Raw genomic sequence first — 23,409 nt, 5'->3', positions numbered from 1 at the left:
AATGGCGGCTCAGCCGTAGATGTCGGTGCGGCGGTCGCGCAGGAGGGAATTGAACGTGTTGAGGTCCTTGCGCCCGGCCTGCGCGAGGTCGACCATTGCCGAGAGGGTCTCGGTGCGGTCCCGGCTCGCCGGGCCGGCGAGCGGCCAGCCCTTCGGGCCGATGATCAGGCTCTGCCCCTCGAAGGGCTGGCCGCGCTCGACGCCGACCCGGTCGGCGCAGGCGATGAAGATCCCGTTCGAATGGGCGGCGGCCCGGTGCAGGGTGTTGGCCATGGCGGCCTCGCCCGCCGGCTGGTCGGGCATCGGCACCCAGTTGGTCGGGATGCAGACGATCTCGGCGCCAGCGAGCGCCAGCTGCCGGAAGGTCTCGGGGAACCAGCCGTCGTAGCAGATCGCCACGCCGACCTTGCCGAGCGCCGTCTCGAAGACCGGGAAGCCGAGATCGCCCTTGGCGAAGAAGACGTTCTCCTGATCCCAGAGATGCGCCTTGCGGTAGGTGCCGATATAGCCCTCCGGCCCGACGATCACGGCGGCGTTGTAGAGGATGTCGCCGGCGGATTCGGCGATTCCCGCCACGATGTGCACGCCGAGTTCCGCGGCGAGCCTCGCCCAGGCCCGGGTGGTCGGGCCGTCCGGCACCGGCTCGGCGAGGGATCGCGCCTCGGCCTGGGATTCGAACACGTAGCCGGTGCTGGCGAGTTCCGGCAGCACGATCAGCTGGCTGCCCTCGGCGGCGGCCGCGCGGACGAGATCCGACGCGCGGGCCATATTGGCGGCGACGTCACCGATCAGCGGTGCGAACTGAAGGCAGGAGACCCGGATCGGCGGGCGTGCGGGATCGTTCGCTTGGACCATGGAAGCTCCAAAACGCAAAAAACCCCTGGGCACGGAAATAATCATCCGCGAACCAGAGGCTTCAAAGCCGAGATGTCATGCAGCAATGCTGCTGCGGGGCAACCTTGCCCGGTTCGACTACGATACGCCGCAAGCGATGGACGGCAAGACCATAAATGCGGCAGGCTGCTGCGATCAGGTCTTTTCCGCCAGCGCGATGCGCAGGCCGAGGCCGCTCATCGCCTCGTGGGCCGCGACTACGCTCTCGGCGACGCTCGCCATCGGCACACGGGCGGCGGTGGCCCGGTCCCGGAGCATCTTGTAGGCGGCGTCCTCGTCGATCCGGTTGAGGTCCACCAGCAGCCGGACCGCCCTCTCGACGGTGCGGCGGCCCTTCATGGTCTCCTCCAGCCGGTTGATCTTGCTGGTGAGCCGGCCCTCGTAGCCGCGCCGGTAGCGGGCTAGCGCGAACTGGGTGAGCACGCCCCGCGGGTGGAGCGGCTTGTTCAGCACGCCATGGGCGTTCACGTCGGCGATCGCCTTCAGCGAGGTCGGGCTCTCGTAGGCCACGATGGCGATGACGGCCGGCTCCGCCTCCTCGATCGAGGGCAGGAGATGCATCACCTGCGCGTCGTCGAGCTGGATGAACAGGGTGTCGATCTCCGGCGGCAGGGCGGCGGGCGGGGGCCAGACCAGGGCGACCGCGCAGCCGAGGCGGCGGAGCTGCTCCAGGAGCGCGGCGCCCTCCTCGTCGCGGGGGTGGATGACGAGGGCGCGCGCCCGCCTCAGATCGTCCAGGATCTTGCGGGCCGGGGCGCTCACGCGGCGATCCCTTCGTCCAGCCAGTTCGTCTCGAAGCGCGACCACGCGAGGTAGGGATCGGGCCGCACCGGCCGGCGGGCCCGCCAGACGACGTCGAACTGCCCATCCGCGCGCGCGACCCCGATGCCGGGGGTGAGCCAGATGTGCCGGGTCTCGCCGTCGAAGGTCAGTTCGCCCTCGGGCGCCGCGAGCCGCTGGCGCAGGGCCGCCGCGCCGAGGCGGTCGGCATCGAGCGTCCCGGCCTCCGCCAGCGCCCGGGCGAAGAGATGCACCTGCGCGTAGGCAGTCTCCGACCACATGCTGGTCGGCCGGTCCCGGCCGAACCGGGCCGCGAAGGCCGCGACGAAGCGCGCGTTCTCCGCGCCCGGCAATGCGGCGAAATACGGTGCGGCGAGGACGTGGCCGGTGCAGCTTTCGGGGCCGATCGCCCGGATCTGCCCCTCCGCCAGGGTCAGGCTCGCGATCGGGCAGCGCGCCCGGTCGATCCCCGCCTCCGCGTAGGCCCGGTAAAGCCGCTCGGCCCCGCGGCCGACCACGGTGGAGAATACCGCATCCGGGGCGACGCGCCGGATCTCGGCGACCATCGCCCCGTGGGCGGCCTCATCGGCATCGAGGGGGGCGTAGAGCTCGCCCACGATGGTGCCGCCCTTCGCCTCGATCAGGTCGCGCATGACCCGGTTCGACTCACGCGGGTAGATGTAGTCCGAGCCGATCATGAAGATCCGCGGGCCATGCTCCTGCATCAGATAGTCGGCCAGGGCGAAGACGTTCTGGTTCAGGGTCGCGCCGGTGTAGATGATGTTCTCCGAGTACTCGAAGCCCTCGTAGATCGACGGGTACCAGAGCAGGCCGTTGTGCCGCTCGACGGTGGAGAGCACGGATTTCCGGCTGGCCGAGAGCGAGCATCCGAACACGACCTCGGCCCCGTCCTCCGCCAGCATGCGCCGGGCCAGGGCGCGGTACGCGTCGTTGTCGCCTGCAGGATCGTAGCAGATCGGTTCGATCGGGCGCCCGAGCACGCCGCCGGCCGTGTTGATCTCCTCGATCGCGAGCGCCGTGCCGAGGAAGTGCTCGGTCTCGGTGATGCCGCTGACCCCGCTCCGGGAGAACAGGACGCCGACGCGCCAGGTCGCTTCGTCCTTGACCGCCATGGCATCCTTCACCCTTGCCGGAGAGTCGCTCGCCGGCCCGTCGAGCGAGACGCTGTCCTATCTCAGGGGCCTCCCGCCTTGAAAGCAAGGGGACGGCGAAAGCCCGCATCGGCGCCGTGGGGCATGAACCGGGCTCGAGCCGCCATCGCGCGGCTGGGAGAATCGACGTCGCCGCGTCGGCCGCGAAGCGCGCTGTCCCGGCTCGGCGCGGGAGGCGCGGACAAATCCCGCCCCGCTGCCCCAGGAATCCACGCCTAGAAAAGATAAAGCCCGCCAACGATTTGGCGGGCTCACATCCGTCAATTGGTGCCCAGGAAAGGACTCGAACCTTCACCTCTCGCGAGACTGGTACCTGAAACCAGCGCGTCTACCAATTCCGCCACCTGGGCAAATCGCCGGCTATCGGCCGGCGACGGCTTCGTTTAGGCAACCGAGCCGCCGCCGTCAATCGGGATTTCACCCCCGCGGCCATTCCCGGATGTCGACGAACCGTCCGGCCACAGCCGCCGCCGCCGCCATGGCGGGCGAGACCAGATGCGTGCGTCCGCGCGGACCCTGCCGACCCTCGAAGTTGCGGTTCGAGGTCGAGGCGCAGCGCTCGCCCGGCCGCAGCTTGTCCGGGTTCATGCCGAGGCACATCGAGCAACCCGGCTCGCGCCAGTCGAAGCCCGCCGCCTTCAGGATCTTGTCGAGACCCTCGGCCTCGGCCTGCGCCTTCACGAGGCCGGAACCCGGCACGATCATCGCCGAGACGCCCTCGTGCACCTTGCGGTCGCCAACCACCCGCGCGACCTCGCGCAGATCCTCGATGCGCCCGTTGGTGCAGGAGCCGATGAAGATCCGATCGAGGGTGATGTCGGTGATCTTCGTGCCCGGGGTCAGGCCCATATAGGCCAAAGCCTTCTCCTTGGACCGCCGCTTGTTCTCGTCGGCGATCTCGGACGGGTCCGGCACGCGGCCCTGGACCGAGATCACGTCCTCGGGGCTCGTGCCCCAGCTGACGATCGGCGGCAGGTTGGCGGCGTCGAGGCGAACCTCGCGGTCGAAGAAGGCGCCCTCGTCGGTGACGAGGCTTTCCCAGTAGCGCCGCGCCGCCTCGAAGGCCGCGCCCTTCGGGGCCTTCGGCCGGTCCTTCACGTATGCGAAGGTCGTGGCGTCGGGCGCCACCATGCCGGCCCGGGCGCCGCCCTCGATCGACATGTTGCAGATCGTCATCCGGCCCTCCATCGACAGGGCGCGGATGGCCTCGCCGGCATACTCGATCACGTGGCCGGTGCCGCCCGCCGTGCCGATCTCGCCGATGATCGCCAGGATGATGTCCTTGGCGGTCACGCCCGGCGGCAGGGTGCCGTCCACGGTGACGCGCATGTTCTTGGCCTTGCGCTGCACCAGCGTCTGCGTGGCGAGCACGTGCTCGACCTCCGAGGTGCCGATGCCGTGCGCCAGCGCCCCGAAGGCGCCGTGCGTCGAGGTATGGGAATCGCCGCACACGATCGTCTGGCCGGGCAGCGTGAAGCCCTGCTCCGGACCGATGATGTGGACGATGCCCTGGCGCCGGTCGAGGGCATCGTAGAACTCGACGCCGAAGTCGCGCACGTTCTCGGCCAGTGCCTCGAGCTGGATCCGGCTATCCGGATCGTCGATGCCCTTGGTGCGGTCGGAGGTCTGGACGTTGTGGTCGACCACCGCCAGCGTCTTCTCCGGATGGCGCACCTTGCGGCCAGCCGCGCGTAGGCCTTCGAACGCCTGCGGGCTCGTGACTTCGTGAACGAGGTGCCGGTCGATGTAGAGGAGGCTGGAGCCGTCCGGCTGGACATCGACGACGTGGTCGTCCCAAATCTTGTCGTAGAGGGTGCGCGGGCTGGTCATCGGTCTTCGTCTTCGGAGATGGAGCGGTACAGAACTCTCGTGATGGTGCCGCTTCCTTAGTAGGCATCGCGTACGGTTTGCGAAAGAGGCGAGCCCTGCCCCTGTCAAATGGCCGACCGGCGCCGGTGGATGGATGTCACCGGCCGCGCCGTATCCCGCTGGCGCTGCACCCCGCCGAAGCCCTATGCCTGGGCGGGGAACCGGCCGCAGCACCGAACGGCCGGAGGTGGGAGTGAGCGATGCCTGATGCGCCGGCCGAGATCCTGTTCCTGCGGAAGATGCACCCGCTGGTTGAGGCAGCCTTCGAAGGGCGGCACGTGGTCCATCGGCTCGCGGACGCTGCGGATCCCGAGGCGCTGCTCACGGAGGTCGGCCCGCGGGTCCGGGGTCTGGTGGTTGGCGGTGGGGTCGACGCGGCCCTGATGGACCGGCTGCCGAAGCTCGAACTCATCGCCAATTTCGGTGTGGGCTACGACGCGGTCGATGCCGTGGCGGCGCGCGCGCGCGGCATCGTGGTCACCAACACGCCGGACGTGCTGACCGACGAGGTCGCCGACCTCGCGGTCGGGCTCACCCTCGCCACCCTGCGGCGGCTTCCGCAGGCCGACCGCTACCTGCGCGCCGGTCACTGGCCGAAGGCCCCCTTCCCGCTCACCGCCTCCCTGCGCGGGCGGCGCGTCGGCATCCTCGGGCTCGGCCGGATCGGGCGGGCGATCGCCCGGCGGTTCGAGAGCTTCGGGGTCGCGATCGACTATCACGGCCGCCGCCGGCAGGCGGACGTGCCCTACACCTATCACGACAGCCTGATCGGCATGGCCAAGGCGGTCCACATCCTGCTCGTGGTCGCGCCCGGCGGCCCCGAGACGCGCGGGCTGATCGATGCCGCGGTGCTGGAGGCGCTGGGGCCTGAGGGCATCCTGATCAACGTGGCGCGCGGCACCCTGGTCGACGAGGCGGCGCTCACCGCGGCGCTGAAGGCCGGCACGATCCTGGGGGCCGGCCTCGATGTGTTCGAGAACGAGCCGCACGTGCCGGAGGACCTCGCCGCCCTCGACAACACGGTGCTGCTGCCGCATGTCGGCTCGGCCTCCGAGCACACCCGCGCGGCGATGGCGCAGCTCGTCGTCGACAACGTCGTCTCGTGGTTCGAGGGACGGGGCCCGCTGACGCCCGTCGCCGAGACGCCCTGGAGCCCGAAATCGTGAAGCCGGCCTCGGCTGCCCTGCTCGCCGCCCTGCTGATCCCTCCAGCCCTGTCGCCGTGGCCGGCCGCGGCGCAGGATGCCCCGCAGGTGCCCACGGCCCCGGAACCCGCGGCGTCGGAGACGCCGGCGGCACCCCCGGCTCTGCCCAGCCTCCCCGAAAAGCTCGGCGAAGTCCCGGGCACCTGGGACCTGTCGCGGGACGGCACCAACCGGCGCTGTGTGATGACGCTCGTCCTCGACAGCGGCGAAGCTGGTCGGCGCCTGCGCTTTCCCGCGGGTTGCCGCCGGGCGCTGCCGATCATGAACGGGATCGCCGGATGGCTGTTCGTCGATGGCGGCCTGCGCCTGGTCGACAGGAACGTCCGCCCGATCCTCGAATTCACCCGGCGTCCCGACCAGCGCAGCCTCGTCGCCACGCAGGAGAGCGGCGAGCACTACAGCCTCGTCCCGCTGGACATCGTGGCGATGCGTCCGGCCGTCGCGGCGTCCGAGGCCGAGCCCGCCGCGCCGGCGCCGACCCCCTCCCCGTTCCAGACGGCGGCGCCGCTCCCGGCCGAATTGCAGCCGGCTGCAACTGCCACGGCCGTTGCGCCGGGCCCGGCACCGGGAATCTACGCCCTCGATCGCTTCCAGGAGCGCGACACCTGCCGGATCACGCTGGATGCGGCCGGTGGCAACGTCCGCATCGTTCCCGGCTGCCACGACGGCGGCCTGGAGGTGTTCGATCCGATCCGCTGGCGCTACGCCAACGGCCGGATGACCCTCACGGCCAAGCGCGGCCACAGCATCGATCTCGTGCCGAGCGGTGACGGGCGCTGGCGGCGCGATCCGGAGGTCGGCACGACCTTCGTGCTGCGCCGCGTGGAGTAGCGACCGGGATTTGTTCCGGCCGACGGACCGGCAGCATCCGCTCCGGCAGGCCGTCACGGCGGCTGATGAGGTGCCCCGCGGCGATGTGCAGGAGCGCCGGAGCGTAGGCGAACCCTTGCCGACGCCGTGGATCGATCCGGCGATTTTCCGGGGGCCTCGTCCTTGGCCGGGTCCGGGTCGTGAACAGCCGGAACTACGGCTTGATCGGGACGATCGCGTCGAGCAGGCCGTGGTTGACGCGCCTGATCGGCGTCAGGAACCGCGGCGCCCGGGGATCCGGCGGCGCGGGTCGGATCCTACATCAGACGATCGGCAGCACGACGATCGCCGGGATCGTCAGGCCGGCCGACCTGTGCAGGGTGCCCTTGGCGGACGCGGGCGGCACCCGCATGGACTTACGGATTCACACATCTCCCTTGGAGGGGTGCAGGCGACTCCGCACGTCTCCTTTCCAAGAGAAAAGTGTGAATCTGAAAGCCCGCACGGGAAAGGGGGGCTGTCGAGCTCGGTCATCAGCTGCGTTCCTCCAAACCTGACTGTCGCGTCCCGTGATCCCCGGATCCGGGACAAGGCTCACCGCGCGTCGAGGACAGCCACGTCGACCGGGCGCGCCACGTCGATCAGCGCTGCGAGCTCCGCCGCCGCCGAGCCGAGCCGGGCCGCGACCGTCGGGTCCAGGATCTGGCCGTCGGCCATGTCGTCCGAGCCCGCATAGACCGAGGTCGGCGCCACATGCGCGGCGAAGAAGCCGAACAGGGGCCGCAGGCTGTGCTCGACCACCAAAGCGTGGCGCAGGCCGCCCCCCGTGGCGGTGATCGCCACCGGCATCCCCGCCATCCGGGCCGGATCCACGAAGTCGAACACGTGCTTGAACAGCCCGGCGTACCCGCCCTGATAGACGGGCGTTCCGACGATCAGCGCATCCGCCCCCTCGATCGCCTCGACCAGGTGCGCGGCCGATTCCGACAACGCGTCGCGCTGCGTTGCCCCGAGACCCGGGCCGGCATCGATCAGGTCGTAGACCGTCAGGTCGATCCGGCGCAGGCGGCCGAGCTCGGCCCCGAGCGCTTCGACCAGGATGCGGGTCCGGGACGGGCGCTTGGCGCTCCCCGAGAAGGCGACGACGCGGGCGGGATGCGGCATGGCGCTCGACGGCTTGTTCATCGGATAACCTTCCGCGGCGGGACGCCCCGAATCGGAGCGTCGAACGATCTGGCGCCTGCCCGACACGCCGCGTAGGCCACATCGAGGGTAGCGCATTTCGGTCCCGGAAGAACCCTCGGCGCGCCCGTGCGCCGCATGGGGGTGAAACGTTCGAGGCGGATGTTCCGGACGGGGCTCATGGCCGCAACCGCCAGACGTGGCTGCGCTTGATCTCGGCATCTTCCAGGGACCGCGAGACGGGAACCGTGTAGGTCGCCAGGCACTCGAGGCGTTCGCGCGGCAGGTAGGTCCGGCCCGGATCGCCGATCAGGACCTGCACGCCGCGCGCCTGCAAGCCGAAGAGCCAGGCCGTCACCGCCTCGGCAAGGTCGCGCTCGTAGAACACGTCGGCCGCCAGGATGAGATCGACCGCGGGTTGTGTCTCCAGGAGGTTGCCGGAGACCGGCTCGATCGCGCCCGCCACGCCGTTGGCGGCGGCGTTCAGGCGGATCGCCGCCATGGCGAAGGGATCGAGGTCGCTGGCGGTCACGTGCCGGGCGCCCGCCTTCGCCGCGGCGATCGCCACGAGGCCGGAGCCCGAGGCGAAATCGATGACCCGGGCGCCGGCGACGAGCGCCGGATTATCGAGGATGTAGCGGGCGAGCGCCTGACCGCCCGCCCAGGCGAAGGCCCAGAACGGCGGCGGCAGGCCGATCGCCTCCAGCTCCTCCTCGGTCTTCTCCCACAGGGCGGTCGCCTCGTCGGCGACGTGGAGGCTGATCTCGGGCGCGTGCGGCACCGGCAGCAGGCGGGTATTGACGCGGATGAAGCCTTCGGGATCGTCGGGCGGGCGCATCCTCAACCCTCCAGCAGGTCGCGCCAGAGGGCGCAGACGGCCTCGGTGACCGCGGCCTCGGTGAAGCCCCCGGCCTCGATCCGCGCCCGCGCCGCCGCGCCCAGGCCGGCGACGAGGGCGGGGTCGCGGCTCAGCCGAACCAGGGCCTGTGCCAGGGCCGGCGCGTCGTCGGCTGGGACGAGCAGGCCCTCGACGCCGTCGCGCACGAGGCTACGGCAGCCCGGCACATCCGAGGCGACGAGCGTCCGGCCGCAGGCGGCGGCCTCCAGCAGGGTGCGCGGCAGCCCCTCCCCGCCCCGCGACGGCAGGCAGGCGACGTGGTGGGACGCCCAGACGGCGGCCACATCGGCGGTGGACCCGTGCCACGCGACGCCGTCGCGGCTCCAGTCCCGCAGCGTCGCCTCGGCGATCGCGCGCCGGTTCGACGGGTCAGGCGCGCCGTAGAGATCGAGCTCGACCGGTGCTCCCTGGGCGCGGGCGAGGCGGACCGCCTCCACGGCGACGTCGATCCCCTTCGACCACAGCATGCGCGCGACCAGGGCGACCCGCAGGGGCAGCATCGGCGGCAAGGGCTGCGGCCGGTAGGCGGCCGGGTCCACCCCGGCGCCGCCGACCACGGTGACCGCCTGATCCAGGGGATCGAGGCCCAGCGCCCGGGCATCGTCCGGGTTCTCGAACAGGAAGCGGGTGCGCGACGAGGCGAGCGGGCCGCGGATCAGCGTCCGCAGGCCGAGCCGCGCCGCGGAGCCGAGCCGGTCGCTGCGGGCGCCCACGAGGCCGAGGCCGGTCAGGGCGTAGACCCGCGCCGGGATGCCGGCCATCGCGGCGGCCGTGCCGCCGACCAGAATCCCGCGCAGGGCGATGCAGTGGACGATGTCGGCCCGGAGCGCCTTCAGGATTCCGGCGAGCTGCCCGGCCGCGTAGCCCGCCGCCATGGGGTTGAGGCTCGACCGCTCCGCCTCGAGCGGCACGACCCTGGCGCCCGTCGCCTCGATGGCGGCGCGGTGCGCGCGCACCCGCGTGACGACGGCGACCGACAGGCCCATCGCGATGGCGGCCCGCGCCATCGGCAGGAAATGCGAGGCGAAGAACCAGTCCTCGGTCACCACGAAGGCGATCCGACGCATCGGGGCGGGCAGGTTTTGCGGGTCTGCGGGGGTCATCGCAGCCCTCTAGCACGGCGCGGCGGTTCGGCCTGCGACGGATGCGCAGGCGAGGACCAGAACTCGGAACAGCGCTCGCGCGCCGCCGGTTGACCAGAGCCTTCTCGCCGGGCGGGCACCCGGCGGCGTATGCGGGAGGAACGGGCGATGGCGGCTGTCGAGTCGGAAGAGGGCGGCAGGAACCTGCGCGAGGCGGCGGAGGAGGCCGGGCTTGCCTATGTCGATGACAGCCGGCCGGGCCTGACCCGCAAGCGCAGCGGCACCGGCTTCCGCTACCTCGACGCGAAGGGCGCGCCGGTGCGCGACAAGGCGGTGCTGGCTCGCATCAAGGCGCTCGCCATCCCCCCGGCCTACACGGATGTCTGGATCTGCCCGCGCCGGAACGGCCACATCCAGGCGACCGGCCGGGACGCCAAGGGGCGCAAGCAGTACCGCTACCATCCGGATTTCCGGCAGGCCCGGGAGGCCAACAAGTTCGCGCGGATCATGGCCTTCGCCGACGCCCTGCCGGGTATCCGCCAGCGGGTCGATGCCGACATGAAGCGGCCGGGCCTCTCCCGCGACAAGGTCCTCGCCACCGTCGTCCACCTGCTGGAGACGACCCTGATCCGCGTCGGCAACGACGATTACGCGCGCACCAACAAGAGCTACGGGCTCACTACCCTGCGCGACCCCCATGTCCGGATCGCGGGCTCCGCCCTGTCGTTCCGCTTCAAGGGCAAGAGCGGCAAGACCTGGGACGTCTCCCTGAAGGACCGCCGCGTCGCCCGGATCGTGAAGGCCTGTCAGGACCTGCCCGGGCAGGAGCTGTTCCAGTATCTCGACGCGGACGGCACGCAGCGCGACGTCACCTCCTCCGACGTGAACGCTTACCTGCGCGAGATCACGGGCGAGGATTTCACCGCCAAGGATTTCCGGACCTGGGCCGGCACGGTGCTGGCCGCCCTGGCGCTGCGGGAGTTCGAGAGCTTCGACAGCGACGCGGCCGCCAAGCGCAACGTCCGGGCGGCGATCGAGAGCGTGGCGGGGCGGCTGGGCAACACGCCGACCATCTGCCGCAAGTGCTACATCCATCCGCAGGTCCTCGACTGCTACATGGAGGGGGGGCTGCTCCTGCACGTGAAGGATGTGGTGGAGTCCGAGCTGAGCGAGGATCTCTCCAGCCTCCGCTCCGAGGAGGCCGCCGTGCTGGCGCTGCTCCAGGCGCGGCTCGCCGCCAGCGAGGGCGAGGCCCGGGACGGCAAGCCGGTCAAGCCGGCCGCCAAGCGAACAACGAAGCGGAGTTCGCAGGGGCGGAAGGCTGGCCGGACGGCATCGGCGGCGAAGTCGAAACGCCCGCCGCGTGCCGGAGCTGACGCGCGGATCGGTGCCGCCTGAGGGGCGGCCACCACCGCGCGGTCTCCCCGGATCCCGGTCAGTGCCGCGACTGGCTGTCGTTGCCCGCGGACCGGCGGTCGGCGTTGCGGCGGACCTGATCGGCGGTGTCCAGGACCGGGGCCAGCCCGAGCTGGCGCGCCAGGGACACGAGGTCCTTCAGCCGGCCGGTCTGCGTCTTCCGGCGCAGGTTGAGCCGGTGCGTCTCCACCGTGCGGACGCTGAGCGCGAGGCGCCGGGCGACTTCCTTGTTGCTGAAGCCCGAGCTGAGGAAGCGCAGCACCTCCGCCTCGCGCGGCGTGAGCCCGAGGCTGTCGGCCGGCTCGTTCGCCAGGGCCAGGGGCTGCTCCGGCGGCACGAGGCAATCGGAGCCCTCGGCCAGGGCGAGGAGTGCCGCCGCGAGTTCGCGCGGGGCTTTCGAGCGCGCCACGAAGGCGTCGGCGCCCGCGGCCAGCAGGGCGCGGAGATCGTCGGCCGTCAGCGCGCCGAACACCACCAGGGTGCGCAGGTGCGGCTGCCGTTCCTTGAGATCGACGAGGCGCGCGATCCCGTCCGCCAGCCGGATCTCGTCGAGGAAGACCAGCGCGACCGCGTGGTCGGAATCGGCCAGTTCCAGATCGGCTTCGCCGATCGTGTGGAATTCCGGCATGTGCTCCAGGGTCGCACGGACTGTCGCGCTCAGGTCCTGCGGCTCATCCAGGATCAGGACGCCAACGGCGGTACTCATTGCCTCGCACTCCGCTCTCCCGGCTCGATACAGGCGACCGGGATCGGAGACTAAGTTCCAAGAACTGTTCCAACACGAATTGAGAAATATTAAGCTTTATATCGGCATATATGCCGCCAAATCATATAAATTGTGTCAGCCCGCGTCCCGTTCAGGGACCGGATCGGGTCATGCTTAATGCCGATGTGCCGTTTCGGGTCAGTGCGGCGGGTTCATTTCGCGACGACTGGCACCGCGTCGCGCGGAGACGCCACGACGCGGTTCCGCCCGCCGCTCTTGGCTGCGTAGAGGGCGACATCCGCGCGCTTGATCAGCGCTTCGACGCTGTCGCTGTCTGTCCAACTACTGACCCCGAAGCTGCAGCTCAGCGTGACGGTGGCGTCGCCCGCGCGGATCCGCAGGTCCTGCACGTCCGCGCGCAGTTGCTCGGCCCGCGCGGTCGCGTCCGCCATGCCGCATCCCGGCAGGATCAGGGCGAATTCCTCGCCGCCGAGCCGACCGCCAATGCCGTCCCGGGCGATCAGATCGGCCACGGCCGTGATCGCGCGGTCGCCGATATCGTGTCCGTGCTGATCGTTGATCCGCTTGAAGTGATCGATGTCGGCCAGGATCGCCGAGACCCCGCCCGGACGACCATTCTGCTCAGCGGCGATGCGAGCCCGGTTGAAGAACGCGCGCCGGTTCAGGGCGCCGGTGAGCGGATCCGTCTCGGCGAGGCGGATCAGGTCTTCCTGCAGGGTGGTCAGGCGTTCGGCCGCGCGCAGCCGTGCGTTGAGTTCCTCGGCGCTCGGCGGCTTCTCGATGAAATCGTCGGCACCGCTGTCGAGCGCCTCGGCCAGGCTGCGGACGTTGCGGGCCGAGGACATCGTGATGACGTGCAGCGGGCCGCGTTCCTCCGCGAGCAGCCGGGCCGACCAGCACAACTCGAGCCCGCAGAGCGGCCGGACCTCGAGGCTGGTGATGAGGACGCGGATGTCGGGCGCCGACTTGAGGAACGCGAGCGCCTCCGCCGAATCCGTGAAGGCATGCACGGCGTGGCCCCGGGGCTCGATCAGGGACGCGATGATCTGGAGAACGACGCGGCTCGAATCGACGATGACAATCTGCATGGCGTGACCTGGAAACGATATCCGCAGTCTAGCGCACAGGACTTAACTCACTACAAACGGGCCGTGTAATCTTATGAGCTTGGCAATAACTACCCCGGACCGACGCTATATCATTGTCCGCGGCCGACTTTGGCGCTGCGCGGACCCCGATCTCTCGCCGGATCGTCGGACGGGTCTGGTGGCCGATCTGATGGCGGCCCGCCGCGCGGTGAAGGCGGCCAAGCAGGCCGGGCGCGATGGCGTTGCGGGCGCCGCCGAAGCCCTGAAGGCGGCCCGGGCCGCGGTCGATACCGCCAAGGTCGGGCTCGGCGAGCGCGGCCCGGTCTGGTGGCGGGACGGGGCGCCGGATCTCAACCGGCATCTGGTTCACACCACGCCCTATGCGGCGTGGTACGCCGCCCTCAGCGACGGGGAACCCGAACCGAAATGACCTGCGCGCCGGCCGTCTGTCCCTCGGCCACGGCCCCGAGGCGCTGGCGTCCCTTCGGACCGGTGCCCTGAATCACCGTGAGCGTCGGCCGGGCTGTCGGGGCAGAGGCGATCCCGCTGACGGTGGGGATGCCGTAGGTGCCGTAGCTCCAGGGGGACGGGACGATCCGGGTCGGGCTCGGCACCGCGGTCAGGGGGGCGCCGATATAATCGCCGCGCACGAATTCCCCCGCGAAGCCGTACCCGTCCGCGTAGGTCGGCGCGTAGGGAAGCGGCGCTCCGATCGTCTGGGCTGAAGCCGGTGCGGCCAGAATGAGGGTCGCGAACAGCAGACTTGTCCGGGTCGCCATAGGCCGGTTTCACTCCGTCGGCGCGCACGACTGGCGCAGGATGCTGGGGAACCGACCCGACCTCACGCCGTTCCGCGGCTCCAGTCGCGAAGACTGCGTAACGTAGCCGGTCCGGGCCGGGAGCCGGCGCCGGATCAGCGGCAGGTGGTGATGCGTCGGACGACCCAGCCCTCGCCCTCGATCCACAGGCGGCGCCGTGCCCGGCTGCAGCTCGCCTCGTCATCCCGGTCGGCGCTGGCGGTGGCGTGCACCTGCGGGCCGGCATCGGCGACCTTGGTCTCGGCGGGGCCAGCCGCAGCCTGGGCCGCCGCGGTCGCAAATAGAAGCGCGGCGCCGGCTGCGCCGAATACGGTGGTGCGGAGTGTCATGATGAAGGGAGCGCCCTGCGGCCGTGCTTGGGGGATTGGTGCAGAAATGCGCGGGCTGCCGCTTCGGTTTCACGAAGGGCGGTGGATCATGTGCGGCGGCGCGCATCCGAGGACGGCGCTTAGACTTCCCGGCATTCGCCGGTAAGGAGATCCGGCCCGCATGCGGAAAGCGGCCGGGGCCCCGCAGACGCCCCGTCCTTTCCACGAAGCACGCGTCCAGAAGCCAGGTTGATGAGCAAGCCGAAACCGCCGACCAACGCGCTTCTGACGCCTGAGAAGCGGGCCGATGACGCCGATCAGACGATCCGCCCCCTGAGCCTGTCCGAGTTCATCGGCCAGCGCGCGGCGCGGGCCAACATGCAGATCTTCATCGAGGCCGCCCGCAAGACCGGCCAGGCCCTCGACCACGTGCTGTTCGTCGGCCCCCCCGGGCTCGGCAAGACGACGCTCGCCCAGATCGTCGCCCGCGAGCTCGGCGTGAACTTCCGCTCCACGTCCGGCCCGGTCATCGCCAAGGCCGGCGATCTCGCCGCCCAGCTCACCAATCTCGACGAGCGCGACGTCCTGTTCATCGACGAGATCCACCGGCTCAACCCGGCGGTGGAGGAGATCCTCTACCCGGCCATGGAGGATTACCAGCTCGACCTGATCATCGGCGAGGGGCCGGCGGCGCGCTCGGTCAAGATCGACCTGCCCAAGTTCACGCTGGTCGGCGCCACCACCCGCGCGGGGCTGCTGACGACGCCCCTGCGCGACCGGTTCGGCATCCCGATCCGGCTGGAATTCTACGCCATCGACGAGCTGGAGCAGATCGTGGCCCGCGGCGCGCGGGTGCTGGGTCTCGGCATGTCGGCTGAGGGCGCCAACGAGATCGCAAGGCGGGCGCGCGGCACGCCGCGGATCGCGGGGCGTCTGCTGCGGCGGGTGCGCGATTTTGCGGTGGTGGCGGAGGCCGAGACGGTGACGCGGGCGATCGCCGACCGGGCGCTGAAGCTGCTGGATGTCGACGAGGCGGGTCTCGACGTGATGGACCGCAAGTACCTGAGCCTGATTGCGCGCGCGTTCGGGGGCGGTCCTGTCGGGATCGAGACGATCGGGGCGGCCCTGTCGGAGCCGCGCGACGCGATCGAGGACATCATCGAGCCCTACCTGATCCAGCGCGGCTTCGTGCAGCGTACCCCCCGCGGGCGCGTGCTCACCCGTCATGCCTACAAACACCTGGGTCTCGCCGAGCCCCGCCAGGATCCCAAGGACCAGCCGAATTTCCTAGATGAGAACGGCGACTGATCACGTCGCCGTGCGCACCTATGCGCCCGGCTCGTTTCAGCACTTCTTGAGATTCATACGTAGCGCGCACGGGCTGATCATGACCGTTCCAGCCCATGCTGCAGCGCAACGGCGACAACATCCTTCCACGGTTGGCTTTTTCCCGGGCGATCTTCTTCCGTAAAGCCAAGCTTGTCGGCGCGTACTTAAGCAGACAAGGCGGCAAAAAAATGTGCTGCGCGATGGAACAGGGCCGAAACGCGCCTGTTGTGGAGGCGACCGCGCCAAATCGATCTGGCGCCGGCGAGGCTGTCGCAGCCGCGGCTCCGTCCCACGGCGCGCGACAGATCTTCGAGCCCTCAAGAACAGCATCAGGATAGACTTTCGCCATGAAGAAGATGACGCTCGCCGTCCTCGGCCTCTCCGCCGCCCTCACTGCTCCGGCCTTCGCGCAGGACGCGCTTCCGATCCGCGTGCTGCCCTTCGCCCAGCAGGACGGTGTCGGCGCCGCCGTTACCGAGACTCCGGTCTTCCGGGCCGAGGCCCTGCGTTCGGATGCCGCCAGCATCGAGGCGAGCCGGATCGCCCTGCAGCGCTCGCGCAACCCGCAGGTCCGCAACTACGCCAACCGCGTCCTGGTCGAGCGCAAGGCGACCACCGACGCCCTGCTGCCGCCGAACACCTCTCTGTCGCGCAACGGCACGATCGTCTCCGACAACCAGGGCTTACGGACCGATCTGAGCAATCCGGTCGGCCTCGTGCTCGCGCCGGTGACCGTCGCCGCGAACCTCGGCACCAGCATCGTGGGCGGCGCGCTCGGTGCGGTCGGCATCGTCGACAACAGCCCGGCCGAGCCGGGTCGCCGCGTGGCCCTCGGTGCGCGTGGCCAGGCGCGTCTGGCGCAGCTGCAGTCGGCGCCGAACGGCCGTTCGTTCGACCGCACCTACATCGACCAGCAGGCCCGCTCCGACGCCCAGACCCTGGCGCTGTACGATGCCTACGCGAAGTCGGGCGACAATGCCCAGGGCCGCAAGTTCGCCACCGAGGCTCTGCCTTACATCGCCGACGAGCATGCGCATTCGGCGAGCATCGCCGACCGCATCGGCGGCTGATCGAACCCGCTCAAGACCCGCCATCGCGAAGGCCGTCCTCCGGGGCGGCCTTCGCCGCGTTGCACCCCAAGGCGGCCGGCCGTTAAAGGACCGGCATGAGCGCATTCGACCCCGCGATCGGCACCCCCAGGGCAGAGGACGCTCCGCCCCATCAGTTGAGCGTGCGCGTCTACTACGAGGACACCGATTTCTCGGGCTTCGTCTACCATGCGAGCTACCTGCGCTTCCTGGAGCGCGGCCGCACGGAACTGCTCCGTGGCCTCGCCGGCGACCAGTCCGAACTCCACCGCGCGGCAGAGGGTCTCGTCTTCGTCGTCCGCCGGATGAGCCTCGATTTCGTGAGCCCGGCTCGGATGGACGATCTCTTGACGATCCTCACGCACACGAAGGCGCTTCGCGGCGCCTCCATGCAGCTCGCCCAGGAGGTGCGCCGGGGCGATGCGCTGCTGGTCGCCGCCGACGTGACGGTGGCGTGTGTCCGCGAGGGCCGTGCGGTCCGCCTGCCCGACGCCCTGCGGCGCCGGCTCGCCCCGGCGGAGTAGGCCTCAGCCCGCCCGGGACGGGTCGGCCTGACGCAGCAGCCGCGCGAACGCCTCCGCGATGGTCATGGCGTCGTATTCGATCGATACCAGCTGGAAGCCCATCGCAACCATCTCGCGTGCCCGGGCCGCCGAGGGCGCGAAGGCACAGGGCAGCTTGCCGGCCGCCAGGGTCTTGCGGACGATCTCGCCCAGAGCCGCCGTGACGGCCGAGCCCGACGGATCGATGGCCGCGCCCTTCGACAGGGCGATCGAGAGGTCCGCGGGCCCGACCAGGATGCCGTCGATGCCCGGCACCGCCAGGATCGCCTCCAGCGCGGCAATCGATTCCACCGTCTCGCACATGGCGATGGTGAGGGCACGCGCGTTGCCGACCGCGAGATACTCCGCCCCGTCCCGCAGGCCGGACAGCACGATCGCCCGGTCGGGTCCCCAGCTGCGCTCACCGACCGGCGGGAACTTGGCGGCGGCGGCGAGCGCCTCGGCCTGCGCCACCGTGTTGATCATCGGTGCCACGATCCCGGCCGCGCCCGCATCCAGCATCCGCGACACCATGGCGAAGTCGCCGACCGGCACGCGCACCAGAGCGGGCTTGCCCGCGAGCGCCACCTCGGTGATCGCCGCGCAGCTCGACCTGTAATCGTAGGCGCCGTGCTGTTGATCGAGCAGCACGGCATCGAACCCGGCCCGCGCCAGGGCCCCCGCGATGGCGGGGTCGGCGATGCAGGACCATCCGAGGAACCGGGCGTGACCCGTGGGTAGGAGTTCCTGAAGACTGGGAACGGGAAGTGTCATGCGCTTCCTGTGCTGGTCTCGAAGTGACGCGCGACTCGGCGCGGCTGCCTGCGACCATAAGGGAGGCGGTTCTTGCAGGTCCACCCCGCCCTCGTTCGAACAGCCGGGCGCCTCAGGATCGCCGGGATCGAAACCGATCCTTAACCCTGCCGCGCCCTTAACAGAGCCGCTGCCACGGCGGGGCGCGGGGGCCGCCGACGGCCCTTACTTTCGACAGATTCGCGGGCGACAGCCTTGATATCGCTCACGGATCCGGCGGACGCGGGCCTCGCCCGGCGCAGCGCGGTCCGGAGCAGGAGACCTCGACGGATGAACCCAGCCGACGCGATGCAGGCCGCGCCTGTCGCCGATATGACGCTGCTCGGTCTGTTCCTGCAGGCCCACTTCGTCGTGAAGATCGTGATGATCGGGCTGCTCTCAGCCTCGATCTGGTGCTGGTCGATCATCGTCGACAAGACTCTGCTGTTTCGCCGCACCAAGGCCGAGATGGACGCGTTCGAGGACGCGTTCTGGTCCGGCCGCTCCCTGGAGGAGCTGTTCCGCTCGTTCAACGACCGCCCGGCCACGGGTTTGGCCGCGGTGTTCGTCGCCGCCATGCGGGAATGGAAGCGCTCGTTCGAGGGGTCGGGCCGCCAGATCCAGTCCCTGTCGCAGCGGATCGAGAAGCAGCTCGACGTCACCATCCACCGGGAGGTCGAGCGGCTGGAATCCCGCCTCCTGTTCCTCGCCTCGATCGGCTCGGCGGGTCCGTATATCGGCCTGTTCGGCACGGTCTGGGGCATCATGACCGCCTTCACCTCGATCGCGGCGTCCAAGAACACCTCGCTCGCCGTCGTCGCCCCCGGCATCGCGGAGGCTTTGTTCGCCACGGCCATCGGCCTGTTCGCGGCGATCCCGGCGGTGCTCGCCTACAACAAGCTCCAGGCCGAGGTGACCAAGGCGCAGTCGCGGCTCGAGGGCTTCGCCGACGAGTTCTCCGCCATCCTGTCCCGCCAGATCGACGAGCGTCTGCCGCTCGCCGCCTGAGGCCGATCCGGAGGAGACACCACCATGGGCATGGCAGCGGGCGCATCACAGGGCGGCGGCAAGCGCCGCCGCCGGGGCCGTCGCGGCGGCCCGATCAACGAGATCAACATGACGCCGTTCATCGACGTCGTGCTGGTGCTCCTGATCATCTTCATGGTGGCGGCGCCGATGATGACGGTCGGCGTGCCGCTGGACCTGCCGCAATCGAAGGCCTCGCCGCTCAATTCCGACGTGAAGCCGGTCACCCTGTCGATCCGCCAGACCGGGCAGGTCTTCCTCGGCGAGGACGAACTCACCGACGACACGATCGTGCCGAAGCTCATGGAAACCGCCAAGACCGGAACCGAGGAGCGCGTCTTCGTGCGCGGCGACAAGCGGGTCGATTACGGCCGCGTGGCGCAGGTGATGGCGATCGTGACCGGCGGCGGCTTCAAGAAGGTCGCCCTCGTGACCGAGCCTGAGCATCAGTAGGGCGTTGGCCGTGGAGTTCCGCTTCGACCGCAAGGAACCGGGTGTCTGGATCTCCGCCGGCACCCATGTGGCGCTCCTCGCGCTGGCGCTGTTCAGCGTCGCGGCCCCGGCCCTGCCGGAGGCCCAGGAGGGCGTGCCCGTCGAGGTGATCACCGAGAACCAGTTCTCCGAGATCACCAAGGGCGAGCGGCAGGCCGACAAGCCGATGCCGAATGCGACCTCGCGGGCCGACCGCAAGGCGGAGAAATTCGAGGATCGCGAGCCCGAGAATTCCAAGCAGGACGCGCCTACCGCCCCCACCCGCACGGCCGATATGAAGCTCGCCAACGCGGAGGAGATGCCGCTGCGCGCCGAGCCGGACCCGCAGGAGGCGGCCCAGGCCGCCAAGGCGGCACAGGAAAAGCGCGACGCCGAGAAGGCGGCTGAGAAGGCCGCGGAAAAGGCTGCCGAGAAGGCCGCCAAGGCCGCGGCCGAGAAGGCGGCCGCCGAGAAGGCTGCGGCCGCCAAGGCTGAAGCCAAGGCAAAGGCGGATGCGGCCGCGAAGGCCGAGGCCGAGAAGCGCGAGCAGCTCGATAAGTTGATCGAGAAGCAGGAGGCCGAAGCCGAACTGGCCGCCCAGAAGGCCGCCGCCGCGAAGGCGAAGGCCGAAGCCGCCGCCAAGGCGGAAGCCGCCAAGGAAGCTGCCAAGAAGGCGGCCGACGCCAAGGCGAAGGCCGAGGCCGAAGCCGAGCGTCAGAAGGAACTCGCCGAGGCGAAGGCCGAGGCCGAGCGCGAGAAGGCGGAGGCCGCTGCCAAGGCCAAAGCGGAGGCGGCCAAGGCCGAAGCCGCCGCCAAGGCCGAGGCTGCCGCCAAGGCGAAGGCCAAGGCGATGGCGGACGCGAAGGCCAAGGCCGACGCGGAGGCCAAGGCGCGCAAGCAGGCCGAACTCGCCAACAAGTTCAACGCGGGCGACATCCGCTCGATGCTCGCCTCGAAGGCCCCGTCGCAATCGACCGGCGCCACCGGCCACACCGTGCAGAAGGTGGCGGCGCTCGGTGCCGCGACCGGGAATGCCCAGCGCCTGTCGCCGTCGCTGCGCGATGCCCTGGTCGGCCTGCTCCAGCAGCAGATCGAGCGCTGCTACTCGGCGCCCCCCGGGGCGGCCCAGGGCGTGGTCCTGCCCGTGCTCGACATCCGCCTGAACCCGAACGGCTCGCTCAGCACCGAGCCGCGGATCATGCGCGGCGGGGCGAGCGCGGTGGATCAGTCGATCGCGCAGGCCGCGCTCCGGGCGGTCCGCCGCTGCGCGCCGTACAACATTCCGGCCACCTACGCGCCGTATTACAACGACTGGAAGGCCATCAACGCGGAGTTCGAGTTCACGGCGACTTGACGCCCTCCAGCCCTTCTTCCGCCCTGATCCAACCGCCTCGTCAGATCGTCACTCGGATCCGACTCACCATGCTGCACTTGCCCTCCGTCGGGCGCCGCCCGACGTCCTTCGCCGCGCGCCTGATCGCGGTCTTCACGCTGCTGACGGCCTTCCTGGCCGGGCCCGCCCAGGCGCAGCTGCAACTGCGCATCGGCGGCGGCAACTTCCAGCCGATGCCCATCGCCATCGCGGATTTCGGCGGCGATCCGAGCCTCGCCGGCCTCGTCTCCGGCGTGGTGACCAACAATCTGCGCCGCTCGGGCTATTTCACGCCCCTCGATCATGCCCGCTTCCCGGAGCAGCCGAATTTCGACGCCGCGCCGAACTTCGAGAAGTGGCGGGCCACCGGCGTCCAGGGGCTCGTCACCGGCCGTGTCGTGCGCGAGGCCGGCCGGGTCAAGGTCGAGTTCCGGCTCTGGGACGTGACCTCCGGCCAGCAGATGACCGGCCAGCAATACGGCACCGACGCCGCCAATGTCCGGCGCACCGGCCACCTGATCTCGGACGCGGTCTACACCAAGATCACCGGGCTCGGCCCCTGGTTCGACAGCCGCATCGCCTTCGTGGACGAGACCGGCCCGAAGGAGAACCGGCGCAAGCGCCTGATGGTCATGGACCAGGACGGCGCCAACGTCCGTGCGATCACGAGCGGCGAGATGTCGATCGTGGCGCCCCGCTACTCGCCAGCCACCCAGGACATCGCCTTCATGGCCCAGGCCACCGGGCACCAGCCGCGGGTGCAGATGATCAACCTGGAGACCGGCTCGCGGCAGGCGCTCGGCAACGTCGATTCGATGAGCGCGAGCCCGCGCTTCTCCCCGGACGGCCGCAAGATCGTGATGAGCGTCCAGCAGGGCGGCAACGCCGACATCGTGACCATGGACATCGCTTCGAAGGCGCAGCATTCGATCACCAACGGCATGGCGATCGACACCTCGCCGACCTACTCGCCGGACGGCACGCAGATCGCCTTCGAGTCGGATCGCGGCGGCTCGCAGCAGGTCTACGTGATGGGGGCGGATGGCTCGAACCCGCACCGCATCACCTTCGGGCCGGGTTCGGCCTCGCAGCCGGCCTTCTCGCCCCGCGGCGACCTGATCGCCTATACCCGCCAGCGCAACGGCGGCTTCGCGATCTGCGTCTCGAAGCCGGACGGGTCCGGCGAGCGCGTCCTCACCGAGGGCTTCCACAACGAGGGTCCGACCTTCGCGCCGAACGGCCAGTACGTGCTGTTCTTCCGCGATCCCGGCGGCCAGGGCGGCGGCAAGCTGTTCATGGTCGACATCACCGGCCGCGTCGAGCAGCCGGTCCCGACCCCGGCCTACGCGTCGGATCCGACCTGGTCGCCGCTGCTCGGCGGGCGCTGAGGGCGGCCGGGAGCCCGGCTCACCAGTCGGGCTCCAGCCGATCTGACGCGCCACTGCCGCTCGGTTCCGCGGGAAGAAGCGTGGCCGCTTGATTGCGGAGCGCGGCCGGCAGCGCCGTAAGTGCCGGATCGTCGAAGCTGAGATGCGGCAGGTAACGGGCGACGAGATCGGCGATCACCTCCGCCTGTGCCCGGTCGCGGCGGCGCTTCTCGACGTTTCGATCCGGTCTCTGCGCCAACCAGGCCTTGTGAAGGGCGAAGGCCCGCGGGTCCGCGATCGTCATCTCTGCTGGGTAGCCGCGCAGATCGAGGATCGTGACCCGGACCTTCGGACTATTCACCAGCCAAGCCAGCCCAGCGATCTCTACGGCCACGAGATCGTCGCGGTCGCGCCCGATCCGGAGGTCACCGCCACTCCGGAGTGGATCCCTCGGAGCCGGCGTGATGAGATCGACAATGTAGCCGTCGCGGTTGGCGGCGCGGTAACTGCGCCGGCCCAGCATCTCGAAGGACGAGTCGACTTTGCGCAGAACGCCGACGATGCCGGAGGCCGCCGCATCGGGCACGACCAGCTTCAGGCTGGCGCGCGCATCGTACAGGAGGTCGAAATCGGCTGTTTCGGGGATCGATGCGTCGATCTGCACGCCGGCCATTCGCTCGTAGCCATACAGCGCGTTCGTACCGACCGTCGCGAGAACGGGTTCCGTCAGGCGAGCCTCTGAGAGGGCGCGCAGGATCCGCGCGGCGATGACCGGCATCCGTCCCAGGCGGTGAGCCCGATTGAGAGCCGCAACTCGGTCTAGAGCTATTCCCGCCTATGTAGCGACGGCCAAGTCATCTTCGTAACCAGCAGCAGTGAGACTGTTTCGGCACTCGTCTGGTGTGAAGCGGGTGAAGGCATCGCGGATGGCCGCCCAGAGGTCGGGCACGGTGCGGGCGACCGCGGTTCGTAACAGGTGCTTCAGCTTGGCGAAGATTTGCTCGATCGGGTTGAACTCGGGACTGTAGGGCGGAAGGTAGAGGACCCGCGCGCCCACCGCCTCGATCGCCTCGCGCACCCCGGCGACCTTGTGGGCCTGCAGGTTGTCGAGGATCACGGTGTCGCCGGCTCGCAGCACCGGGACGAGGCTGTCGGCGACGGTGCTGCGGAAGCG

The 23,409-nt window shown here is 70.1% G+C and carries 26 protein-coding genes and 1 tRNA gene; 12 read left to right on the top strand and 15 right to left on the bottom strand.

Annotation, left to right across the window (positions count from 1 at the left end; all coding sequences use genetic code 11):
- Positions 1-9 precede the first annotated feature (9 nt).
- From FVE89_RS28535 to leuC, 5 genes are all read right to left on the bottom strand, one after another.
- A complete protein-coding gene (locus FVE89_RS28535) occupies positions 10-855 on the bottom strand; it encodes a nitrilase family protein (RefSeq protein ID WP_161393531.1) in 846 nt (281 codons plus the stop codon).
- A 174-nt stretch (positions 856-1,029) separates the two neighbouring features.
- Entirely contained in the window at positions 1,030-1,656 is a 627-nt protein-coding gene (locus tag FVE89_RS28530; protein WP_161393530.1) for an ANTAR domain-containing protein, read from the bottom strand.
- Complete coding sequence (locus FVE89_RS28525) at positions 1,653-2,807, bottom strand: transporter substrate-binding domain-containing protein (RefSeq protein WP_161393529.1); 1,155 nt, start codon at positions 2,805-2,807, stop codon at positions 1,653-1,655. Before FVE89_RS28525 ends, FVE89_RS28530 begins: the two co-directional genes overlap by 4 nt.
- Positions 2,808-3,111: 304 nt before the next feature.
- Positions 3,112-3,196, bottom strand: a tRNA-Leu gene (locus FVE89_RS28520).
- A 67-nt stretch (positions 3,197-3,263) separates the two neighbouring features.
- Entirely contained in the window at positions 3,264-4,676 is a 1,413-nt protein-coding gene (gene leuC / locus FVE89_RS28515; protein ID WP_161393528.1) for a 3-isopropylmalate dehydratase large subunit, read from the bottom strand.
- Positions 4,677-4,915: 239 nt separating this feature from the next.
- Between leuC and FVE89_RS28510 the strand changes: the two genes are divergently transcribed.
- Complete coding sequence (locus FVE89_RS28510) at positions 4,916-5,881, top strand: 2-hydroxyacid dehydrogenase (protein ID WP_161393527.1); 966 nt, start codon at positions 4,916-4,918, stop codon at positions 5,879-5,881.
- On the top strand, positions 5,878-6,750 hold the full coding sequence (locus FVE89_RS28505) for an AprI/Inh family metalloprotease inhibitor (protein WP_161393526.1): 873 nt from the start codon (positions 5,878-5,880) through the stop codon (positions 6,748-6,750). The genes FVE89_RS28510 and FVE89_RS28505 overlap by 4 nt, the downstream gene beginning before the upstream one ends.
- Before the next feature lie 573 nt (positions 6,751-7,323).
- On the opposite strand, the gene FVE89_RS28500 is transcribed toward FVE89_RS28505, so the two are convergent.
- From FVE89_RS28500 to FVE89_RS28490, 3 genes are all read right to left on the bottom strand, one after another.
- Entirely contained in the window at positions 7,324-7,914 is a 591-nt protein-coding gene (locus FVE89_RS28500) for an NAD(P)H-dependent oxidoreductase (protein ID WP_246731223.1), read from the bottom strand.
- A 175-nt stretch (positions 7,915-8,089) separates the two neighbouring features.
- Complete coding sequence (locus tag FVE89_RS28495; protein ID WP_161393525.1) at positions 8,090-8,749, bottom strand: 50S ribosomal protein L11 methyltransferase; 660 nt, start codon at positions 8,747-8,749, stop codon at positions 8,090-8,092.
- 2 nt (positions 8,750-8,751) lie between these two features.
- Entirely contained in the window at positions 8,752-9,912 is a 1,161-nt protein-coding gene (locus tag FVE89_RS28490; protein WP_161393524.1) for a glycosyltransferase family 4 protein, read from the bottom strand.
- A gap of 147 nt (positions 9,913-10,059) precedes the next feature.
- Between FVE89_RS28490 and FVE89_RS28485 the strand changes: the two genes are divergently transcribed.
- Positions 10,060-11,289, top strand: a complete 1,230-nt coding sequence (locus FVE89_RS28485; protein ID WP_161393523.1) for a DNA topoisomerase IB — start codon at positions 10,060-10,062, stop codon at positions 11,287-11,289.
- 37 nt (positions 11,290-11,326) lie between these two features.
- Here FVE89_RS28485 and FVE89_RS28480 read toward each other — a convergent pair whose 3' ends face one another.
- Both FVE89_RS28480 and FVE89_RS28475 read right to left on the bottom strand, forming a co-directional pair.
- Positions 11,327-12,013, bottom strand: coding sequence for a response regulator transcription factor (locus tag FVE89_RS28480; RefSeq protein WP_161393522.1), 687 nt, complete (start codon positions 12,011-12,013; stop codon positions 11,327-11,329).
- 212 nt (positions 12,014-12,225) lie between these two features.
- Positions 12,226-13,122, bottom strand: coding sequence for a diguanylate cyclase (locus tag FVE89_RS28475; RefSeq protein WP_161393521.1), 897 nt, complete (start codon positions 13,120-13,122; stop codon positions 12,226-12,228).
- A gap of 73 nt (positions 13,123-13,195) precedes the next feature.
- Here FVE89_RS28475 and FVE89_RS28470 point away from each other — a divergent pair, with 73 nt between their 5' ends.
- Positions 13,196-13,552: a hypothetical protein gene (locus FVE89_RS28470; protein ID WP_161393520.1), complete on the top strand. Its 357-nt coding sequence runs from the start codon at positions 13,196-13,198 to the stop codon at positions 13,550-13,552.
- On the opposite strand, the gene FVE89_RS28465 is transcribed toward FVE89_RS28470, so the two are convergent.
- Both FVE89_RS28465 and FVE89_RS28460 read right to left on the bottom strand, forming a co-directional pair.
- Positions 13,524-13,901: a hypothetical protein gene (locus FVE89_RS28465; RefSeq protein ID WP_161393519.1), complete on the bottom strand. Its 378-nt coding sequence runs from the start codon at positions 13,899-13,901 to the stop codon at positions 13,524-13,526. The genes FVE89_RS28470 and FVE89_RS28465 overlap by 29 nt on opposite strands.
- A 134-nt stretch (positions 13,902-14,035) precedes the next feature.
- Positions 14,036-14,269 carry a hypothetical protein gene (locus FVE89_RS28460; protein WP_161393518.1) on the bottom strand — a complete coding sequence of 78 codons (234 nt, stop codon included), beginning with the start codon at positions 14,267-14,269 and terminating at the stop codon, positions 14,036-14,038.
- A gap of 231 nt (positions 14,270-14,500) precedes the next feature.
- Here FVE89_RS28460 and ruvB point away from each other — a divergent pair, with 231 nt between their 5' ends.
- From ruvB to ybgC, 4 genes are all read left to right on the top strand, one after another.
- Positions 14,501-15,556, top strand: a complete 1,056-nt coding sequence (gene ruvB / locus FVE89_RS28455) for a Holliday junction branch migration DNA helicase RuvB (protein ID WP_161393517.1) — start codon at positions 14,501-14,503, stop codon at positions 15,554-15,556.
- A 95-nt stretch (positions 15,557-15,651) separates the two neighbouring features.
- Complete coding sequence (locus FVE89_RS28450) at positions 15,652-15,915, top strand: hypothetical protein (RefSeq protein WP_161393516.1); 264 nt, start codon at positions 15,652-15,654, stop codon at positions 15,913-15,915.
- A 9-nt stretch (positions 15,916-15,924) separates the two neighbouring features.
- A complete protein-coding gene (locus FVE89_RS28445) occupies positions 15,925-16,647 on the top strand; it encodes a DUF4142 domain-containing protein (protein ID WP_161393515.1) in 723 nt (240 codons plus the stop codon).
- Positions 16,648-16,742: 95 nt separating this feature from the next.
- Positions 16,743-17,189, top strand: coding sequence for a tol-pal system-associated acyl-CoA thioesterase (gene ybgC, locus FVE89_RS28440; RefSeq protein WP_161393514.1), 447 nt, complete (start codon positions 16,743-16,745; stop codon positions 17,187-17,189).
- 3 nt (positions 17,190-17,192) lie between these two features.
- Here the strand turns inward: ybgC and FVE89_RS28435 are convergent, their stop codons facing one another.
- Positions 17,193-17,981, bottom strand: coding sequence for an aldolase/citrate lyase family protein (locus FVE89_RS28435; RefSeq protein ID WP_161393513.1), 789 nt, complete (start codon positions 17,979-17,981; stop codon positions 17,193-17,195).
- Between the two features lie 309 nt (positions 17,982-18,290).
- Between FVE89_RS28435 and tolQ the strand changes: the two genes are divergently transcribed.
- The 4 genes from tolQ to tolB all read left to right on the top strand — a co-directional run bounded on the left by tolQ (position 18,291) and on the right by tolB (position 22,256).
- A complete protein-coding gene (gene tolQ, locus FVE89_RS28430) occupies positions 18,291-19,007 on the top strand; it encodes a protein TolQ (protein ID WP_043349106.1) in 717 nt (238 codons plus the stop codon).
- A gap of 24 nt (positions 19,008-19,031) precedes the next feature.
- Positions 19,032-19,478: a biopolymer transporter ExbD gene (locus tag FVE89_RS28425; RefSeq protein ID WP_161393512.1), complete on the top strand. Its 447-nt coding sequence runs from the start codon at positions 19,032-19,034 to the stop codon at positions 19,476-19,478.
- Positions 19,479-19,488: 10 nt separating this feature from the next.
- Positions 19,489-20,850, top strand: a complete 1,362-nt coding sequence (gene tolA, locus FVE89_RS28420) for a cell envelope integrity protein TolA (protein WP_161393722.1) — start codon at positions 19,489-19,491, stop codon at positions 20,848-20,850.
- Positions 20,851-20,918: 68 nt separating this feature from the next.
- The gene (gene tolB, locus FVE89_RS28415) at positions 20,919-22,256 is read left to right on the top strand and encodes a Tol-Pal system beta propeller repeat protein TolB (RefSeq protein WP_161393511.1); all 1,338 of its coding nucleotides are present in this window, start codon (positions 20,919-20,921) and stop codon (positions 22,254-22,256) included.
- Between the two features lie 19 nt (positions 22,257-22,275).
- On the opposite strand, the gene FVE89_RS28410 is transcribed toward tolB, so the two are convergent.
- Both FVE89_RS28410 and FVE89_RS28405 read right to left on the bottom strand, forming a co-directional pair.
- Positions 22,276-23,013: a nucleotidyltransferase domain-containing protein gene (locus FVE89_RS28410; protein WP_161393510.1), complete on the bottom strand. Its 738-nt coding sequence runs from the start codon at positions 23,011-23,013 to the stop codon at positions 22,276-22,278.
- Between the two features lie 57 nt (positions 23,014-23,070).
- Positions 23,071-23,409 (bottom strand): transposase (locus tag FVE89_RS28405; protein ID WP_202131154.1); only part of this gene is annotated, 339 nt, incomplete at its 5' end.

It is taken from the genome of Methylobacterium sp. 2A (assembly GCF_009806555.1).
Lineage (GTDB): Bacteria > Pseudomonadota > Alphaproteobacteria > Rhizobiales > Beijerinckiaceae > Methylobacterium.
This window is presented reverse-complemented; position numbering and strand designations above follow the sequence as displayed.

What these genes read in the sequence shown, in the direction of transcription:
- FVE89_RS28535 (WP_161393531.1), bottom strand. Translation starts at nt 855, where the DNA reads ATGGTCCAAGCGAACGATCCCGCACGCCCGCCGATCCGGGTCTCCTGC.
- FVE89_RS28525 (WP_161393529.1), bottom strand. Translation starts at nt 2,807, where the DNA reads ATGGCGGTCAAGGACGAAGCGACCTGGCGCGTCGGCGTCCTGTTCTCC.
- leuC (WP_161393528.1), bottom strand. Translation starts at nt 4,676, where the DNA reads ATGACCAGCCCGCGCACCCTCTACGACAAGATTTGGGACGACCACGTC.
- FVE89_RS28510 (WP_161393527.1), top strand. Translation starts at nt 4,916, where the DNA reads ATGCCTGATGCGCCGGCCGAGATCCTGTTCCTGCGGAAGATGCACCCG.
- FVE89_RS28500 (WP_246731223.1), bottom strand. Translation starts at nt 7,914, where the DNA reads ATGAACAAGCCGTCGAGCGCCATGCCGCATCCCGCCCGCGTCGTCGCC.
- FVE89_RS28495 (WP_161393525.1), bottom strand. Translation starts at nt 8,749, where the DNA reads ATGCGCCCGCCCGACGATCCCGAAGGCTTCATCCGCGTCAATACCCGC.
- FVE89_RS28490 (WP_161393524.1), bottom strand. Translation starts at nt 9,912, where the DNA reads ATGACCCCCGCAGACCCGCAAAACCTGCCCGCCCCGATGCGTCGGATC.
- FVE89_RS28485 (WP_161393523.1), top strand. Translation starts at nt 10,060, where the DNA reads ATGGCGGCTGTCGAGTCGGAAGAGGGCGGCAGGAACCTGCGCGAGGCG.
- FVE89_RS28480 (WP_161393522.1), bottom strand. Translation starts at nt 12,013, where the DNA reads ATGAGTACCGCCGTTGGCGTCCTGATCCTGGATGAGCCGCAGGACCTG.
- FVE89_RS28475 (WP_161393521.1), bottom strand. Translation starts at nt 13,122, where the DNA reads ATGCAGATTGTCATCGTCGATTCGAGCCGCGTCGTTCTCCAGATCATC.
- FVE89_RS28470 (WP_161393520.1), top strand. Translation starts at nt 13,196, where the DNA reads ATGAGCTTGGCAATAACTACCCCGGACCGACGCTATATCATTGTCCGC.
- FVE89_RS28465 (WP_161393519.1), bottom strand. Translation starts at nt 13,901, where the DNA reads ATGGCGACCCGGACAAGTCTGCTGTTCGCGACCCTCATTCTGGCCGCA.
- FVE89_RS28460 (WP_161393518.1), bottom strand. Translation starts at nt 14,269, where the DNA reads ATGACACTCCGCACCACCGTATTCGGCGCAGCCGGCGCCGCGCTTCTA.
- ruvB (WP_161393517.1), top strand. Translation starts at nt 14,501, where the DNA reads ATGAGCAAGCCGAAACCGCCGACCAACGCGCTTCTGACGCCTGAGAAG.
- FVE89_RS28450 (WP_161393516.1), top strand. Translation starts at nt 15,652, where the DNA reads ATGCTGCAGCGCAACGGCGACAACATCCTTCCACGGTTGGCTTTTTCC.
- FVE89_RS28445 (WP_161393515.1), top strand. Translation starts at nt 15,925, where the DNA reads ATGAAGAAGATGACGCTCGCCGTCCTCGGCCTCTCCGCCGCCCTCACT.
- ybgC (WP_161393514.1), top strand. Translation starts at nt 16,743, where the DNA reads ATGAGCGCATTCGACCCCGCGATCGGCACCCCCAGGGCAGAGGACGCT.
- FVE89_RS28435 (WP_161393513.1), bottom strand. Translation starts at nt 17,981, where the DNA reads ATGACACTTCCCGTTCCCAGTCTTCAGGAACTCCTACCCACGGGTCAC.
- tolQ (WP_043349106.1), top strand. Translation starts at nt 18,291, where the DNA reads ATGAACCCAGCCGACGCGATGCAGGCCGCGCCTGTCGCCGATATGACG.
- FVE89_RS28425 (WP_161393512.1), top strand. Translation starts at nt 19,032, where the DNA reads ATGGGCATGGCAGCGGGCGCATCACAGGGCGGCGGCAAGCGCCGCCGC.
- tolB (WP_161393511.1), top strand. Translation starts at nt 20,919, where the DNA reads ATGCTGCACTTGCCCTCCGTCGGGCGCCGCCCGACGTCCTTCGCCGCG.
- FVE89_RS28410 (WP_161393510.1), bottom strand. Translation starts at nt 23,013, where the DNA reads ATGCCGGTCATCGCCGCGCGGATCCTGCGCGCCCTCTCAGAGGCTCGC.